Annotated in this window: 17 protein-coding genes; 11 read left to right on the top strand and 6 right to left on the bottom strand. The window is 60.0% G+C overall.

Annotated elements, in window-relative coordinates; genetic code table 11:
* Positions 1-5: 5 nt before the first annotated feature.
* Positions 6-1295, bottom strand: coding sequence for a phosphopyruvate hydratase (eno, locus tag Q0887_RS03775; protein WP_299192450.1), 1290 nt, complete (start codon positions 1293-1295; stop codon positions 6-8).
* Between the two features lie 209 nt (positions 1296-1504).
* On the opposite strand from eno, the gene Q0887_RS03770 reads away from it, so the two are divergent.
* From Q0887_RS03770 to Q0887_RS03745, 6 genes are all read left to right on the top strand, one after another.
* On the top strand, positions 1505-2101 hold the full coding sequence (locus Q0887_RS03770; protein ID WP_299192449.1) for a hypothetical protein: 597 nt from the start codon (positions 1505-1507) through the stop codon (positions 2099-2101).
* Between the two features lie 25 nt (positions 2102-2126).
* Positions 2127-2576, top strand: a complete 450-nt coding sequence (locus Q0887_RS03765; RefSeq protein ID WP_299192448.1) for a phage holin family protein — start codon at positions 2127-2129, stop codon at positions 2574-2576.
* Entirely contained in the window at positions 2573-2932 is a 360-nt protein-coding gene (locus Q0887_RS03760; RefSeq protein WP_299192447.1) for a hypothetical protein, read from the top strand. The genes Q0887_RS03765 and Q0887_RS03760 overlap by 4 nt, the downstream gene beginning before the upstream one ends.
* Positions 2922-3500 carry a hypothetical protein gene (locus tag Q0887_RS03755; protein ID WP_299192446.1) on the top strand — a complete coding sequence of 193 codons (579 nt, stop codon included), beginning with the start codon at positions 2922-2924 and terminating at the stop codon, positions 3498-3500. Before Q0887_RS03760 ends, Q0887_RS03755 begins: the two co-directional genes overlap by 11 nt.
* A gap of 84 nt (positions 3501-3584) precedes the next feature.
* A complete protein-coding gene (locus tag Q0887_RS03750; protein WP_299192445.1) occupies positions 3585-3815 on the top strand; it encodes a DUF4170 domain-containing protein in 231 nt (76 codons plus the stop codon).
* 35 nt (positions 3816-3850) lie between these two features.
* Positions 3851-4327 carry a GNAT family N-acetyltransferase gene (locus tag Q0887_RS03745; protein WP_299192443.1) on the top strand — a complete coding sequence of 159 codons (477 nt, stop codon included), beginning with the start codon at positions 3851-3853 and terminating at the stop codon, positions 4325-4327.
* Positions 4328-4346: 19 nt separating this feature from the next.
* Here the strand turns inward: Q0887_RS03745 and greA are convergent, their stop codons facing one another.
* The 5 genes from greA to carA form a co-directional block, all read right to left on the bottom strand.
* On the bottom strand, positions 4347-4823 hold the full coding sequence (greA, locus tag Q0887_RS03740; RefSeq protein WP_299192442.1) for a transcription elongation factor GreA: 477 nt from the start codon (positions 4821-4823) through the stop codon (positions 4347-4349).
* 123 nt (positions 4824-4946) lie between these two features.
* Positions 4947-8270, bottom strand: coding sequence for a carbamoyl-phosphate synthase large subunit (carB, locus tag Q0887_RS03735; RefSeq protein WP_299192441.1), 3324 nt, complete (start codon positions 8268-8270; stop codon positions 4947-4949).
* Positions 8270-8800, bottom strand: coding sequence for a hypothetical protein (locus Q0887_RS03730; protein ID WP_299192440.1), 531 nt, complete (start codon positions 8798-8800; stop codon positions 8270-8272). The genes carB and Q0887_RS03730 overlap by 1 nt, the downstream gene beginning before the upstream one ends.
* Positions 8793-9353 carry a hypothetical protein gene (locus Q0887_RS03725; protein ID WP_299192439.1) on the bottom strand — a complete coding sequence of 187 codons (561 nt, stop codon included), beginning with the start codon at positions 9351-9353 and terminating at the stop codon, positions 8793-8795. Before Q0887_RS03725 ends, Q0887_RS03730 begins: the two co-directional genes overlap by 8 nt.
* A complete protein-coding gene (gene carA / locus Q0887_RS03720; protein ID WP_299192438.1) occupies positions 9350-10531 on the bottom strand; it encodes a glutamine-hydrolyzing carbamoyl-phosphate synthase small subunit in 1182 nt (393 codons plus the stop codon). Before carA ends, Q0887_RS03725 begins: the two co-directional genes overlap by 4 nt.
* 148 nt (positions 10532-10679) lie before the next feature.
* On the opposite strand from carA, the gene Q0887_RS03715 reads away from it, so the two are divergent.
* The 5 genes from Q0887_RS03715 (at position 10680) to Q0887_RS03695 (ending at position 16211) form a co-directional block, all read left to right on the top strand.
* A complete protein-coding gene (locus tag Q0887_RS03715; RefSeq protein ID WP_299192437.1) occupies positions 10680-11132 on the top strand; it encodes a GatB/YqeY domain-containing protein in 453 nt (150 codons plus the stop codon).
* A 72-nt stretch (positions 11133-11204) separates the two neighbouring features.
* Positions 11205-13049 carry a DNA primase gene (gene dnaG / locus Q0887_RS03710; protein WP_299192436.1) on the top strand — a complete coding sequence of 615 codons (1845 nt, stop codon included), beginning with the start codon at positions 11205-11207 and terminating at the stop codon, positions 13047-13049.
* A gap of 102 nt (positions 13050-13151) precedes the next feature.
* On the top strand, positions 13152-15173 hold the full coding sequence (gene rpoD, locus Q0887_RS03705) for an RNA polymerase sigma factor RpoD (protein ID WP_299192434.1): 2022 nt from the start codon (positions 13152-13154) through the stop codon (positions 15171-15173).
* Positions 15170-15772 carry a DUF2059 domain-containing protein gene (locus Q0887_RS03700; RefSeq protein ID WP_299192433.1) on the top strand — a complete coding sequence of 201 codons (603 nt, stop codon included), beginning with the start codon at positions 15170-15172 and terminating at the stop codon, positions 15770-15772. Before rpoD ends, Q0887_RS03700 begins: the two co-directional genes overlap by 4 nt.
* Before the next feature lie 19 nt (positions 15773-15791).
* Complete coding sequence (locus Q0887_RS03695; RefSeq protein WP_299192432.1) at positions 15792-16211, top strand: hypothetical protein; 420 nt, start codon at positions 15792-15794, stop codon at positions 16209-16211.
* Positions 16212-16224 lie beyond the last annotated feature (13 nt).

Below are 16224 nucleotides of genomic sequence, written 5' to 3'. Positions count from 1 at the left end.
CCTGACTAGCCGCTGAGAGAACCGAAACAGCCGCGCCCTGCATAGGCCGCGCTGTCACCCAGCTCCTCTTCAATGCGGATGAGCTGGTTGTATTTCGCCAGCCTGTCCGACCGCGCGAGCGAGCCCGTCTTGATCTGCCCGCAATTGGTCGCAACCGCGAGATCGGCGATTGTCGCGTCCTCGGTTTCGCCCGAACGGTGGCTCATAACCGAAGTGTAGCGGGCGCGTGTGGCCATATCGACCGCGGCCAGCGTCTCGGTGAGCGTGCCAATCTGGTTGACCTTGACCAACAGCGAATTGGCGAGGCCCCGTGCGATCCCATCCGAAAGGCGGTCAGGATTGGTCACGAACAAATCGTCTCCCACCAGCTGCACGCGGTCTCCGATTGCGTCGGTTACAGCCTTCCAGCCTTCAAAGTCGTCCTCGCTCATCCCGTCTTCGATCGAGCGGATCGGGTAATCGTCGCACAATTTGGCGAGGTAGTCCGCCATGCCTGCGCCATCCAGGCTTAGCCCCTCGCCCGAAATCTCGTATTTGCCGTCGCGGTAGAACTCGGTTGCCGCGCAATCGAGCGCGAGCACAATGTCTTCGCCCGGCTTGAAACCGGCCTGTTCGATTGACGCCATGATGAAATCGAGCGCGGCGCGTGTGCTTGCAAGGTCGGGCGCAAATCCGCCTTCGTCGCCGACGCTGGTGGCCAGCCCCTTATCCGCGAGGCCTTTCTTGAGCGTGTGGAACACTTCAGAGCCCCAGCGCACAGCCTCAGCCAGATCGGGGGCGCCGACGGGCATGATCATGAATTCCTGAATGTCGATCGGGTTGTCGGCATGCTCACCGCCATTGATGATGTTCATCATCGGAACAGGCAGGACATGGGCCGAGACGCCGCCAACATAGGAATAAAGCGGCAGGCCGCGCGCATTGGCAGCGGCTTTGGCAACCGCCATGCTGACGCCGAGGATCGCGTTTGCGCCAAGACGCCCCTTATTCGCCGTCCCATCGAGCGCGATCATCGAAAGATCAACGTCGCGCTGGTCCTCTGCATCGAACGCGCCGATCAGCAGGTCGCGAATCTCGGTGTTGACCGCTTCAACCGCTTTCAGGACGCCTTTGCCCTTGTACCGGTCTTTGTCCCCGTCGCGCAGCTCCACCGCCTCATGCGCGCCGGTCGAAGCGCCCGATGGCACCGCCGCGCGGCCAAAACTGCCGTCGTCGAGCAGAACATCCACTTCAACCGTCGGATTGCCCCGACTGTCGAGAATTTCGCGTCCGTGAATGTCGATAATGGCGGTCATACTTGGCTCCGGCGTGGAAGTGTGCTACTTAAATAAGACACCCTGCGAAATTACCTATTCTTGCAGGGCACCCCGTTACGTTTGTCCGCGCACCCCTATTCTTCGGAACAAAGCGGCGCAAGCGGTGTAAGTTTAACTAGACAGACCCCATATTAAAACTGCGCGCATTCCCTCTGGAAAAGCGCGCGATTGAAAGGCAAAGAGACCAGATGGCAGAGAAAAAAACCACCAAGAGCGCCCCTAAACGCTCGACCAAGAAATCCACCACCGCCAAAAAGGCAGCCCCGAAGAAAACCGGTGCGACTGCGAAAGCGGCAGAAACCAGTGGCGGAGCCGCCGAGGCGAAGAGCCGGTTCAACACCGCGCTTGAGGAAGCCAAGGCCGGTGCAGCCGCCCTGCGCGCCGAAGCTGGCACCCGCGCAGAGGAATACCGCGATCAGGCGAAAAGCCGAGGAGACGATTTGATGAGTGACGTGAAAGTCTATGGCGACAAGGCGCGCACCCGCGCTGGTGAACTCGCAACCGATGCAAAGACCAGCGCGAGCGACGCAATCTCCTCGATTGGCAAAGTCGTTGGTGAAACCGCCGAACAGATCGATGATCGCTTTGGTGAACAATATGGCGACTATGCCCGCTCGGCCTCGCGCACTTTGGCTGAAACCTCGGCCAAGCTCGAAGCGAAGAGCGTTGAGGAACTGGGCGATGATGCCCGCGAAATGGTCCGCAAGAGCCCGGCAGTTGCTGTCGGTATCGCAGCGGTTGCCGGCTTCCTGCTGGCACGCCTGTTCCGCGGCTCGCGCGACTAGGCTGAGAACGGCTTAGGGGGACTGAATGGACGGTAATGACAGGCAGACGGGCGCAGAACCGCTGAGCGAAACTGCGCCCGAAATGCCGGATTTGCCGTCCGACGGCCCTGCGCAACACACTGATCCTGAAACGGAATTTGAAGAAGGCCTGTTCGAAGAAGTCTCGACCCTGATCGATGACGGGCGCAACTATGCCGAAGCGGAACTGGCGTTTCAGAAGACCCGCGCGAAGCTGGCGGGGCGCTCCGTCGGTGTGGCCGCATTGGCGATCGCGCTGGCACTGATCCTGCTGCATATCGCGTTCCTCGCGCTTGCTGTCGGTCTGGTGATCGCACTCGCTCCACTGGTGACAATCTGGGGCGCAATCGCGATCGTGGTTGGCGGATTGCTGCTGCTGGTCGTGTTGCTGGGCCGTACCGCTTACAAGCGTGCCAAGACCCTTTCCGGGTTATTCTCAAAGCCGGAGGATGTGTGAGCAAGCGGCTTGAACAATTTCACGAAGACCGTGCAATCCGCGATGCGGCGCGCGCGGTCTTGTTGGCGGACATCGAACATGCGCGGGTGAGCTTTTCCGCCAAGGGCGTGGCTGACCGCGTGGGCGGACGGATTGGCGATGGCGCGAAAGACGTGCTCGAAGTCGCCAAGACGCAGGCCGACTCAAATCGCGGAATTATCGCGGCACTGATTGGCGCGATCTTGTTGTGGCTAGGCCGCGACACCATTTTGGAATTGCTTGGGCTGGCCGAAGACGAAGACGGTTCGCAGCCGGACACCGAGATCGAAGAACCCTCCCCCGAGGTCTCACCCCCTGGAGACGATAATGAGCAGTGAACCTACCCCAGCAGACAAAAATCCGCGCGACGAACTGCGTGCCAAGATCGAGGCGTCCGAACGCCGGATAGCCCAGCGCACGCTTGCCGATCAGGCTCGTGAAGCCGCCGAAGCCGCGACCGATTACGCCAAAGCCAATCCGCTCAAGGTGATTGGCGGCGCAATTATCGCCGGACTCATTGTCGGTGCTATGACTAAGCCGGGTCGCCGCGTCGCAAAGCGGGCCGCCACCGGTGCTGTCGATGCTGTTGGCGGAGCTGCTTCGGGAGCGGCGCGCAGCGTATCAGGCGCTGCGAAGAAGCGCGGCTCGGCCTTCACCGCCCTTATTGCCGATGCCGTAATCGCATACGGGATCAAGTTCATCGACGAAGCGATGAGCGGCGCGCGCAAAGGTCAGGATGTGATCGAAGACGTCGGCGACACAGCCAGCGCCAAAGCGCGCGAATTGCGCCGCGAGGCCAGCTACCTCGCCGGCAGCGCTGCGGACAAGAGCCGCAACGTCGCCCGCCGGACCCGCCGCCGCGCCGAACGCGCCGTGCGTGATTTGACCGACCGGGTGTCGAACTAGGCTAGTCCAACCTTCCCAGGGTTGCGAACTCAGCGCACCGCGCTAAAGCGCGCGGCACAGGCAACTCCCCAGGAATAGACACTCATGGAAGAAACAACTCCCGAACAGCGGCTTCATCTGGTTATGGGCGGACGCGTAAAAGATCCGCGCGGCCACGAATTTCAGGACCCGGAAAGCCTCCACGTCGTCGGCATCTTCACCTCGTATGACGCCGCGGTGGATGCATGGCGCGCGCAGGCCCAGCGAACTGTTGATGATGCGGAGATGAAATATGTCGTCGTCCACATCCACAAACTGCTGACGCCCGACGCCTGATCCGGCGGCCAAACAGGCAGCAGTGCGCAGGATTTATGGCCTACACAATCCGCCCTTTCCGCGAGGAGGACGCCCCTGCCCTCGCCGCGTTGACGCTCGCTGCGATCCGCGCGGTGGGCGCCCATGGCTATTCACCCGAGCAGGTGGAAGTCTGGGCCTCGCGGCATCCGGGGCCTGAACGGTTCCTTGAACGCGCCCTGTCAGGACACCGCATCTTTGTCGCCGCAGACGTCGAGGATCAGGCGGTGGCATACACCCTGCTTGAAGGCGACGGCCATCTCGACATGCTCTATTGCCACCCTGACCATACCCGGCAGGGCCTCGCCGACGAGCTCTTGGCCCATGCGGAACAAGATGCGCGCAGCCACGAGATGACGCGGCTCTATACCGAGGCAAGCGAACTCGCCCGCCCCGCATTCGAGCGCGCCGGTTATAGCGTGACGCATCGCCGTGACTTCGAAATCGAAGGTGTGGCGATCCACAATTACGCGATGGAGAAGCCCCTCGATTGAGAGGCTTCGCGCAAGTTCTTCAGATGAATTCGATCTTCTGGACGAGGTAGAACTTGTCGCCTGAAGGCACAGTCACTTCGATCTCGTCCTCGACCTGTTTGCCGATCATCGCGCGCGCCATGGGTGACGAATACGAGATCCGGCCTTGCGTCGCATCGGCTTCGGTCTCACCCACGATCTGATATTTGACTGGCTTGTCGTGATCATCGAGCAAGGTAACGGTGGAGCCGAATACGATCCTGTCACCGCTTAGCGATTTGGGATCGATGATCTGTGCGCGGCTGATCTTGCCCTCGATATCGCCGATCATGGCCTCAACCTGGCCCTGACGCTCTTTCGCAGCGTGATATTCAGCGTTTTCCGACAGATCACCATGCGCGCGAGCTTCCTCGATCGCATCAACAATCTTCGGGCGTTCCTCGCGCAGCGCTTTGAGGTCGGTCGTCAGGCGCTCATACCCCTCCGCCAGCATCGGAACTTTATCCATCGTCGCCATTCCCGTGTCTTTCTAACTTTTCCGCCTGCCCCCACAATTGCACTACGGTAATTTCGACTATGACCGCTCCGGCTAGGATCGGCCTCTTTCCAGCGAAATGTGGGGGAAGGTCTGCGTTATTCGTCAGCTATAATAGTCCTGCAATGAGCGGACTTCAAGCTGTGACGGCGTAATCGCGGCAATTGACGCTGCGGCAGCCAGCGATGCAGCGGCGGTGGTGTAGTACGGAACCTTCTTTTCAAGCGCCGTCGCACGGATCGATTTTGAGTCCAAAAGTGACTGCCAACCTTCCGTTGTGTTGAAGATCAGCGCGATTTCACCGTCGATAATCTTGTCGACGATATGCGGCTGACCTTCTGCGACTTTCTTGACCCGCTCGACACTAAGCCCCTGTTCCGACAGGTAACTTTGCGTCCCGCCCGTTGCGACAACCTTGAAGCCGAAATCGAGCAGCTGCTTGACCGCGGGCACGATCACGGCCTTGTCCGAGTTCTTGACCGAGACGAACACGGTGCCTTCGCGGGGCAAGGTCATGCCTGCGCCCAATTGTGATTTGTAGAAAGCAGGCTCGAACGTTCTGTCGATACCCATAACTTCGCCGGTGGACTTCATTTCAGGCGTCAGGACCGGGTCGGCACCAGGGAAACGACTGAACGGGAAGACCGCTTCCTTGATCGCCATATAATCAAAGTCGCGCTTGAACGGCGCGAAATCGGCCAGCTTTTCGCCAGCCATGATCCGCGATGCGATCTTGGCAACCGGCTGTCCGATGGCCTTTGCGACGAAGGGAACCGTGCGGCTGGCGCGCGGATTGACCTCGATCAGATAGACCTCGCCATCCTTCACCGCGAATTGCACATTCATCAACCCGCGCACCTTGAGCGCGTGGGCAAGAGCCTCGCCCTGGCGCTCCATCTCGGCGATGATCTCGTCAGAGAGCGAGTATGGCGGCAGGGTGCAGGCGCTGTCGCCCGAATGGACCCCGGCCTCCTCGATATGCTGCATCACACCGGCAATGCGCACTTCCTCGCCATCGCAGAGAACGTCGACATCGCATTCGATCGCATCGCGCAGATATTGATCGACCAGCACCGGACTATCGCCCGACACATTCACCGCGGTCTTGATGTAGTCATCAAGCTGCGCTTCGGAATCGACGATCTCCATCGCGCGTCCGCCCAGGACGAACGAGGGGCGAAGCAGCACTGGATAGCCGATTCGTGCGGCCACCGCAGCGGCTTCGTCGCGGGTGTAGGCGATACCGTTGTCCGGCTGTTTGAGGTCGAGCTTGTCGACCAGCTTGGCAAAACGCTCGCGGTCTTCGGCATGGTCGATGGCATCGGGAGAGGTGCCAAGGATCGGAATCCCCGCATCTTCCAACGCCTGCGCGAGCTTAAGCGGTGTCTGCCCCCCAAACTGCACGATCACACCCACCAGCTCACCCGATTGCTGCTCGACCCGCAGGATTTCGAGCACGTCTTCGGCCGTCAGCGGCTCGAAATAGAGGCGGTCGGAGGTGTCGTAATCGGTCGAGACAGTCTCCGGATTGCAGTTGACCATGATCGTTTCATAGCCTTGCTCGGCCAGCGCGAAGCAGGCGTGAACGCAGCAATAATCGAACTCGATCCCCTGCCCGATCCGATTGGGACCGCCGCCGAGAATGACGATCTTCTTGCGATCAGACGGCGCGGCTTCGCATTCGGCCTCGCCAAAGCTGGGCGCTTCGTAGGTCGAGTACATATAGGGCGTGATCGCCTCGAATTCGGCGGCGCAGCTGTCGATCCGCTTGAATACCGGCAGCACGCCGAGCTTGTGACGCAGTTGGCGCACTTCGTCTTCGCTGGTTGCACCGGCCATCGCCTGCAAAGCATCGTGGAGCAGGCCCGAACGCCGCGCCTGCGTCTCCGCCAGACCGCCCGCTACGCCGACAGAGCGAACCGCCAGTGTCGCCAGCCGCTTGTCTGAAAAACCCATGGACTTCAGACGCCGAAGCGAAGCCGCATCATTGGGCAGGCCCTCGCTCGCCACCTCTTTCTCGGCAGCGATAATCGCCTCAATCTGGCGCAGGAACCACGGATCGTAGCCGGTGACATTGTTGATGTCCTCGACGCTCAGCCCCTCGCGGAAGGCTTGGCCGACCTTGAGCAGCCGGTCCGGCGTCCGGCGCGAGATTGCCGCGGTGATGACATCGCGCGACACGCCTTCCAGCTCGGTCACGCGGTTGAACCCGTCTAGGTCGGTTTCCAGACCGCGCAGGGCCTTTTGCAATGATTCGGCGAAGTTGCGGCCAATCGCCATGACTTCACCGACCGACTTCATCGCGGTCGCAAGCGTCGCTTCGGTGCCTTTGAACTTTTCAAAGGCAAAGCGCGGGATCTTGGTCACGACATAGTCGATGGTCGGCTCAAAGCTCGCAGGCGTCGCGCCGGTAATCTCGTTGGTGATCTCGTCGAGTGTGTAGCCCACCGCCAGCTTCGCCGCGACGCGTGCGATCGGGAAGCCGGTGGCCTTGGAGGCGAGCGCCGATGAGCGAGAGACGCGCGGGTTCATCTCGATCACGATCAGGCGGCCATCCTTGGGGTTCACCGCGAATTGCACGTTCGAGCCGCCGGTTTCGACCCCAATCTCGCGCAGCACATCTATGCTGGCGGTGCGCATGATCTGGTACTCTTTGTCCGTCAGGGTCAGCGCCGGAGCGACCGTGATCGAATCCCCGGTATGCACACCCATCGGATCAACATTTTCAATCGCGCAGATGATGATGGCGTTGTCCGCGCGGTCGCGGACCACCTCCATCTCGTATTCTTTCCAGCCGAGCAGCGATTCCTCGATCAGCACTTCGGTAGTCGGCGAGGCATCAAGGCCCTCGCGCACAATCCGCTCGAACTCGTTCTTGTTGTAAGCGATCCCCCCGCCGGTGCCGCCTAGCGTAAAGCTGGGGCGGATGATCGATGGCAGGCCGGTGCGCTCCAGAACTTCGCGCGCTTCCTCAAGAGTGTTAGCAATGCCGGAGCGCGCGCTTTCCAGTCCGATCTTGTCCATCGCATCGCGGAAACGCTGGCGGTTTTCGGCCTTGTCGATGGCGTCGGCTTTCGCCCCGATCATCTCCACGCCATACTTTTCGAGCACACCCATCTCGTCAAGCTTGAGCGCGCAGTTGAGCGCGGTCTGCCCGCCCATCGTGGGAAGCAGCGCGTCGGGCCTTTCCTTGGCGATGATCTTCTCGACGATTTCCGGCGTGATCGGCTCGACATAGGTCGCGTCGGCAAATTCCGGATCGGTCATGATCGTCGCCGGATTGCTGTTGACCAGAATGACGCGGTAGCCGTCCTCTTTCAGCGCCTTGATCGCCTGCGTGCCCGAATAATCGAACTCGCACGCCTGACCAATGATGATCGGACCAGCGCCAATGACGAGGATGGAGGAAATGTCAGTACGTTTGGGCATCAGTTCTGGGTCTCGTCTAATGTGCCGGTGTCGTCGGTTTCAGGAGCCGGTTCGATGGTGATGTTGTGTGCGACGTTGATGTCGATCAGCCGCATGCCCGCCTTTTGCATTTCGCAAGCCGCCTCAACCGCATCGCGCGGCCAGACCGGATCGGTGCGCACACGGTAAAGCGCCGGATCGCGGCCGAGGAAGAAGGAGCCGTTTTCATCGACCGGTTCGGTCTTGAACAGCTGGACGGCGGTGCCGGTCTCATTGGTTTGCTGCATCAGGCGCTGCCCGGCGGTATCGTCGCTGCCCGGCTTCACCAGCTCCTGAATCTCACCGAGCGAAAGCTTGGTAATGTCGAAGGTCAAGATGGGTGTCGCCTGAACGTTGCTGGCATCGTCCGCAAGCTCGGCTTTGAGATCGCCAAAGCGCGCAAGGCACTGCTCCAACGGCTCTGCCAGCTCGCGCGGATCGGTGTCGTCGAACAGCGCGCAGGAGGGGAGGAGGAACAGGAAAGGTAGAGTCAAAATTTTGGTTTTAGTCACTGTCATCCTCCGACCTTTCGTTGCCGAAGAAACCGAACTGCTCGCTGCTGAACCGTGCCTCGGTCCGCAGTTTTTCAATCACGCATTCTTGTCCCGAAATTGTTGATTGCGATCCCTGAAGGGTGGGAACGAACGTAATGTAGCGGTTCGGTAGGATAAGGAATGGATCAACACTTAGACCGCAACCCATGGAGACTTCATCCAAGTTCGACCTTAGATCGGGAAATGCAGCAGTCTGTTCGTAGGCGACAATTTCGAGATCGAGCCCCAAGAACACTGCGGGCATCATGAAGCTGCGTGATTGCGGCGCGGTGCGCCAACCATAGGCCCAATATCGATATATGCCCTCTTCCTCATCTGCATCCAGCAGTTCTCCCCCAATCCAATTACTGCCGATCTCTTCGTGAAACTGTCGGACTAGGCTGGGATCACCCGCGAGTTCATAGATGGCGTGATCATGCGATTGACGCTGCAACTCGATGCCGCCGTCGCTGGGAGGATGCCCTTCACCGGAAGCCAGCAAAAGGATTGAAAAGAACACCAGCCCGTTCACCCCAGCCCCCCAACAAACTTCTCGAACAGGTAGAAGCTATCCTGCGGCCCCGGGCTTGCCTCAGGATGATACTGCACGCCGAACGCGCGCTTGCCCTTCACCGCGATGCCGCAGTTCGAGCCGTCGAACAGGCTCACATGGGTCTGCTCCAGCGTGTCGGGCAGAGTGTCTGCATCGACCGCGAAGCCGTGGTTCATGCTGGTGATCTCGACCCGACCCGAGGTCTCGCCCCATCCCTCGCCCACTCGCTGAACCGGATGGTTTGCACCGCGATGGCCTTGGTGCATCTTCACCGTCTTGGCTCCCGCCGCGAGCGCGAGCATCTGGTGGCCGAGGCATATGCCGAACAGCGGCATGTCCGCATCGAGCAGCGCCTTTATCACCGGCACCGCATATTCGCCGGTCGCCGCCGGATCGCCGGGGCCGTTGGAGAGGAACACGCCATCGGGCGAGAGCGCCATAATGTCCTCGTAAGAGGTCTTGGCCGGAACCACCGTCACCTTGGCCCCTGCGCGCACGAGGTTGCGGAAGATGTTGTCCTTCGCCCCATAGTCGATCGCGACCACATGCGGCGTCGCGTCGTGAGCCGCGCGGCCATAGCCGTGGCCCAGCCGCCAATAGCCGCCTTCCCAATTCTCTTGCCCTTCGCGCGTCACCCGCTTGGCCAGGTCCATGCCTTCCAGCCCGGCCCAATCGCTTGCGCGCGCCAGCAAAGCGTCGAGGTCGAACTTCCCGTCCGGCTCATGCGCGACAACTGCATTGGGAGCGCCCGAGAGGCGGATGCGGCGGGTCAGCGCGCGGGTATCCACGCCTGACAGGCCAATCTTGCCATTGCGCTCCATCCAGTCGGTGTAGCGTTCCAGACTGCGGAAGTTGCTCGGCTCGGTCACATCCTCGCGCACAATGCACCCGACCGCGCCTTCTACCTTGCTCTCCACGTCCTCTGCATTCGCGCCGACATTGCCGATATGCGGGAAGGTGAAGGTTACGATTTGCGCGGCGTAAGAGGGATCGGTCATCACCTCCTGATAGCCGGTCATCGCGGTGTTAAAGCACACCTCACCCACTGCGCTGCCGCTGGCGCCAAAGCCCTTGCCCCAGATCACCGTTCCGTCGGCCAGAACAAGACAACCTGTCGCGCCTTTGGGCTGCGCAGGACGAATGGGAGCAGAAGCCATTTGGGGCTCTCCGAGTCAGGGGTTTCCAGCAATGTCGCTAAGTCTCACCGGCTAAGCTTGCGCATGGCGTCCGTCAACCTATCTCAGGTGTCAAATATCGGCTAAGCCGCCGAATTCTCAAACCATCCACAAGAAAGACCGCAAGACGATGATCCGCGACGACATCAAGGCCGCCACAATCACCGCAATGAAGGCCAAGGAGAAAGATCGCACCGCGACGCTCCGCCAGATTAGCGCCAAGATCAAGGATCGCGATATCGAGGAGCGCACCAGCTCCAAAGAGATCGACGACGATGCTCTTGTGACCTCGGTGCTCCAGAAAATGGCCAAGCAGCGGCGCGAATCGATCGAGATGTATGAAACTGGCGGCCGTCAGGAACTCGCCGACAAGGAAAAGGCCGAGCTTTCGGTGATCGACGAATTCCTGCCCCAGATGATGAGCGAAGCCGAAACGGCGGCCGCGATCGAAGCGATCAAAGCCGAAACCGGTGCTTCCTCAATGGCCGACATGGGCAAGGTCATGGGCGCGCTTAAGGCGAAACATGGCGCCGTGCTCGACGGCAAGCTGGCGAGCGGGCTGGTGAAGGCTGCTTTGAGCTGATCCACAGACCCTTGCACAACTGACGTCACGCAGCCGCTCGACAGCGGGTGCGCGGGTGCGTCATAACAAAGCATGGCCATCACCCCGCAATGGAAGGACGAGCTGCGCGCGCGGATTACGCTTTCGACCGTAATCATGCGCACGGACAAGCTTCAGCGCGCGGGCCGCGAGTGGAAGGCCTGTTGCCCGTTCCATGACGAGAAGACGCCGAGCTTTACGGTCAACGATCAGAAGGGCTTCTACCACTGCTTTGGCTGCGGCGCGCATGGCGATGTCATCAGCTGGATGATCGAGCAGCGCGGGCTATCCTTTATCGATGCGATAAAGGAGCTGGCCGCTGAAGCCGGGATGGAAGTCCCCGCCCCCGACCCTGTCGCCGCAAAACGCGCAGAAAAGCGCGCAGAGTTGGTCGATGTGACGACAGAAGCGCAGGATTGGTTCGTACACAATCTGCGCGGTGAGCAAGGGCGCGAGGCGCTCGATTATCTCAAACGGCGCGGGCTCAAACCCGAAATCCTGCGCGAATTCGGCTTCGGCTATGCGCCTGAGAGCAAGCAAGCGCTTAACAATGCGCTGGCGAAGTTTGATGACCGGATGTTGGTCGAAACGGGCATGCGGATCGAGACTGACGACGGCACCACCTATGACAGGTTCCGTGGGCGCGTCATGCTGCCCATTCAGGATGCGCGCGGACGGGTGATCGCTTTTGGCGGGCGCATTCTAGAAAACCGCGATGGCCTCGCGAAATATCTGAACTCGCCCGACACGCCTCTCTTCGACAAGGGACGCACGCTTTACAACCTGCACCGCGCCGCACCCGCTTCGCGCCAGACCGGACGCATTATCGTGGTCGAAGGCTATATGGATGTAATCGCGCTCGCGCAGGCCGGGTTCGAGGACGCGGTCGCGCCGCTCGGCACCGCGCTCACCGAGACGCAGCTCGAGATGCTGTGGCGTATGGTTGAGGTGCCGGTCCTTTGCTTTGACGGCGATGCGGCAGGGCAAAAGGCGGCGATGCGAGCTGTGACCCGCGCCCTTCCAATGCTCGCTCCGATGCGTTCACTTAGTATTGTCCGGCTGCCCGCAGGCCTCGATCCCGATGATCTCATCAACCAGCAAGGCGTCGGCGCGATGGAAAAGCTGCTCACTTCGCCCAAGAGCCTGCTCGACATGGTGTGGAAGTTTGAACGCGACGCGCAGCCGCTCACCAGTCCCGAGGCCAAGGCAGGCCTCAAGGCGCGGCTGATGGAGCATGTCGACACTATTCAGGACCGCGATATCCAGTCGCTGTACAGACGCGAGTTGCTCGACCGTTTTTCCGCCTTTGCCTATCCCCCGCGCGAGCCGCGCCAGCAGAACCGCGGCGCACCTTGGAAAGGCGGGCGCCCAGTGGCCCCGCGCAGCCTGTCACAAGAGGCACGCTCGACGCTCCAGCGCGCCATGGCGGGCGGGCAGCGCGCGGATTTCCTGACCGCCGTGATCGCCGGTTTCGTGCGCCATCCCGGCGAGATTTCGCGCCATTCAGAGTCCCTGACCCGCCTCGCAAAACTCGACCCGAAAGCCGCACCCGCCATCGAATCGTTGATTGAACTGTCAGAAACGCTTGATTCGCACGGCGAAGACGCCATATCGCACTTGCAAGGCCAACCTGCCCCACCGGAAGACCAACGTTACGCCTTTCTTCGAGAAGGCACACCACCCGGTGAAGCGCGCGAGGAACTGGCCGAAGCTGTGTCGCTGCTGGCCCAAAAACCAGCGCTCGAAGCTGCTATGGCGGCTACGATCGCGCGTTTTGACGAAGATCCCGAGGGGTCTTTTGCCGAGCAGGCCCGCTTGCGAGCACAGCTCACGACAGTTGAAGAGCGCCTGAAGGCTTTCGGACGCAAAAAAGCCGGTGCTCCGGCACAGCAGGATTAGGCTGGCCGCATTGGCTGGTTAGGGACCAACATTGGTGAATGTGTCCACAAGGCGTCGCGCAACGCCTTCACACTTCACCAGGGAACAGATTGACGAGTTTATATGGCATCGACCGCTAAGACTTCCGACAAAGATGACGCACCGCTGATCGACCTGAATGAAGCTTCGGTGAAGAAGCTCATGACCAAGGCGAAAAAGAGGGGCTACATCACCGTCGATGAACTCAACGAGGCCCTGCCGCAGGACCAGATGTCGAGCGAGCAGATCGAAGATGTAATGTCGGCGATCAGCGAAATGGGCGTCAATATCGTCGAGAATGACGAAGAGGCCGAAGCCGAGGCTGAACAGGAAGCCGAAGTCGCCGAAATTGCGGTCGATGGCGGCAAGAAAGAACCCAAGAAAGAAGTAAAGCCCGCCGCTGCCAAGAAGACGACGACGGGCGACCGCACCGATGATCCGGTGCGCATGTATCTGCGCGAAATGGGCGCGGTCGAGCTGCTCAGCCGCGAAGGCGAAATCGCGATTGCCAAGCGGATCGAATCCGGCCGCGACATGATGATTATGGGCCTTTGCCAGAGCCCGATCACTTTCCACGCGATCATCCAGTGGTCCGAAGCGCTCAATTCTGAAGATATGCAGCTGCGCGAAATCCTCGATCTCGACGCGATGCTTTCAAAAGAGCCTCCGCCTGACAAGATGGAGGAAGAGAACGAGGACGACGACGGCGAGATCTCCGAAGAGACTGCCGGTCCCACCATCGTCGACGATGACGAAGACGACGACGATGATGACAGCGAAGATGGCGAGGACGGCGAAGAAGGCGGTTCCAAGAAGGAAGACGAGGAAGAGGAGGACAACACCCTCAGCCTCGCCCAGATGGAAGCTGCGCTTAAGCCCGAAGCGATCGAACGCTTTGCGCGCATCACCAAACTGTTCAAGACTTTCGAGAAATTGCAGGCCGAGCGGGTCGATACGATTGCCGCTGGCGGTGAATTTCCGAAGGCCAAGGAAAAGAAATACGAGAAACTCGGCGATGAGCTTACCGCCGAAGTGGAATCGATGCAGTTCCACGCGACCAAGATCGAGTTCCTGGTCGACAACCTTTATGCCTTCAACCGCCGCCTGACCGCCCTTGGCGGGCAGATGCTGCGGCTGGCCGAACGTCACAAGATCAAGCGGATCGACTTCCTCAATTCCTATGTCGGAAATGAACTCGACGATGCGTGGATCAAGGCCAACGCCAAAAAGGACAAGAAGTGGAAAGCCTTCGCCGAGAAGGAAGACGGCGCGATTGAGCGTATCCGCACCGAAATCACGGATATTGCCGCGAATACCGGCATGGCGCTCCCCGAATTCCGCCGCATCGTCAACATGGTTCAGAAAGGCGAGCGCGAAGCGCGTATCGCCAAGAAGGAAATGGTTGAGGCGAACCTGCGCCTGGTGATTTCCATCGCCAAGAAATACACCAATCGCGGCCTGCAATTCCTTGATCTTATTCAGGAAGGCAATATCGGCCTGATGAAGGCGGTCGACAAGTTCGAGTATCGCCGCGGCTATAAATTCAGCACCTATGCGACTTGGTGGATCAGGCAGGCGATCACGCGTTCCATCGCCGATCAGGCCCGCACGATCCGTATTCCGGTTCACATGATCGAGACGATCAACAAGCTGGTGCGCACTTCACGCCAGTTCCTCCACGAAGAAGGCCGCGAGCCGACTCCCGAAGAGATGGCCTCGCGCCTGTCCATGCCGCTCGAGAAAGTGCGCAAGGTGATGAAAATCGCCAAGGAGCCGATCTCGCTTGAAACGCCGATTGGCGATGAGGAAGATTCACATCTGGGCGACTTCATCGAAGACAAGAACGCGATCATTCCGGTCGACGCGGCCATTCAGGCGAACCTGAAGGAAACCGTCACCCGCGTCCTCGCCTCGCTAACCCCGCGCGAAGAGCGCGTGCTGCGTATGCGCTTCGGCATCGGGATGAACACCGACCACACTCTTGAGGAAGTCGGCCAGCAGTTCAGCGTGACCCGCGAACGTATCCGTCAGATCGAAGCGAAAGCGCTGCGCAAGCTCAAGCACCCGTCGCGGTCGCGCAAGATGCGGAGTTTCCTCGATCAATGATGCACCACTCGAAGAAGATTGTGCTTTGCGCGGCAGTCGCCCTCGCCGCATTGCCCTACGCAGCCAATGCGCAGGATTCATCAGATCCGGCAATCGAAGCGCCAAACGAGGTCAATCTCGCAATTGCGAGGCAGATCGTCGATTTGGGATTTCCGGTTGAAACGCGCGAGCAGATTTTCTTCGGGACCATGGATCAAATGGTAGCCCAAACCCGAGAAGCCACTCTGCGGGCTTACGAGCTGGAAGATGAAGGCGCGATTGCCATTATGGATCAATGGGTTGCGGACTACATGGAGGACAGCAAAGATGTCCTGCGTTCGCATATCCCGTCGCTGATTGACGGGCTCGCAGCGAGCTATGCCGCAATCTTCACCCGTCGTGAGCTAGAGGATATTCTCGCTTTCGTCTCGACGCCCAGTGGCCAGCGATACTTCGAGCTCTCGTCCGCGATCCTTGCCGAACCGAACTTCGCCGCCGCCAATCAAGCCTATATGAACGATTCGCAGGCATTGCTTCCGGGCGCGATGAACGATTTGATCGAACGTCTGCGCACCTACATGGCCGAGCAACAAGCGGCAGGCGAACAGGTCACAAGCTGACGCATCCGCCGCGACAGATATGACCGAAACACCACCCCGCCTTCCAACTCCAGATGAAGCGCCGTGGAATGCGACCAATCTGCTCGCCAATCGGCCTTTCATCATCTGCGTGCTGTATCTGTGCAGCTACTTCACCGGCATCAGCGCTATCGTAGGCGTGGTGCTCGCGCATGTTTTTATCGAAGGCGCGAAGGAAGAGTGGGAACACACCCAGTTCCAATATCTCATCCGCACATTCTGGATGTTGGTTGGCTCATGGATGGTCGCTTTGATCGGCGGAATCGTCGTTGCAATTCAGACCGATGGCGGCGCCGGCATTATCGCTGGCGCATTGTTGGCCTTTGCGACGCTGATCCTCGCCTCGGCGCGGACAGTCTATGCGATGATCAATGCGGTGCGGCAAAAGCCCATGCCGCGCCCTCGGACGCTCTTGATCTAGCGCCCGAGCGGCC

The organism is uncultured Erythrobacter sp., from assembly GCF_947492365.1.
Classification (GTDB): Bacteria; Pseudomonadota; Alphaproteobacteria; order Sphingomonadales; family Sphingomonadaceae; genus Erythrobacter.
The sequence above is the reverse complement of the archived record's forward strand: the minus strand, read 5'-3'. Positions and strand labels throughout refer to the sequence as shown.

Coding starts and splice junctions, on each gene's coding strand:
- greA (WP_299192442.1), bottom strand. CDS start 4,823: ATGGCGACGATGGATAAAGTTCCGATGCTGGCGGAGGGGTATGAGCGC.
- Q0887_RS03695 (WP_299192432.1), top strand. CDS start 15,792: ATGACCGAAACACCACCCCGCCTTCCAACTCCAGATGAAGCGCCGTGG.
- Q0887_RS03750 (WP_299192445.1), top strand. CDS start 3,585: ATGGAAGAAACAACTCCCGAACAGCGGCTTCATCTGGTTATGGGCGGA.
- Q0887_RS03700 (WP_299192433.1), top strand. CDS start 15,170: ATGATGCACCACTCGAAGAAGATTGTGCTTTGCGCGGCAGTCGCCCTC.
- Q0887_RS03770 (WP_299192449.1), top strand. CDS start 1,505: ATGGCAGAGAAAAAAACCACCAAGAGCGCCCCTAAACGCTCGACCAAG.
- carA (WP_299192438.1), bottom strand. CDS start 10,531: ATGGCTTCTGCTCCCATTCGTCCTGCGCAGCCCAAAGGCGCGACAGGT.
- dnaG (WP_299192436.1), top strand. CDS start 11,205: ATGGCCATCACCCCGCAATGGAAGGACGAGCTGCGCGCGCGGATTACG.
- Q0887_RS03745 (WP_299192443.1), top strand. CDS start 3,851: ATGGCCTACACAATCCGCCCTTTCCGCGAGGAGGACGCCCCTGCCCTC.
- Q0887_RS03755 (WP_299192446.1), top strand. CDS start 2,922: ATGAGCAGTGAACCTACCCCAGCAGACAAAAATCCGCGCGACGAACTG.
- carB (WP_299192441.1), bottom strand. CDS start 8,270: ATGCCCAAACGTACTGACATTTCCTCCATCCTCGTCATTGGCGCTGGT.
- Q0887_RS03765 (WP_299192448.1), top strand. CDS start 2,127: ATGGACGGTAATGACAGGCAGACGGGCGCAGAACCGCTGAGCGAAACT.
- Q0887_RS03715 (WP_299192437.1), top strand. CDS start 10,680: ATGATCCGCGACGACATCAAGGCCGCCACAATCACCGCAATGAAGGCC.
- eno (WP_299192450.1), bottom strand. CDS start 1,295: ATGACCGCCATTATCGACATTCACGGACGCGAAATTCTCGACAGTCGG.
- rpoD (WP_299192434.1), top strand. CDS start 13,152: ATGGCATCGACCGCTAAGACTTCCGACAAAGATGACGCACCGCTGATC.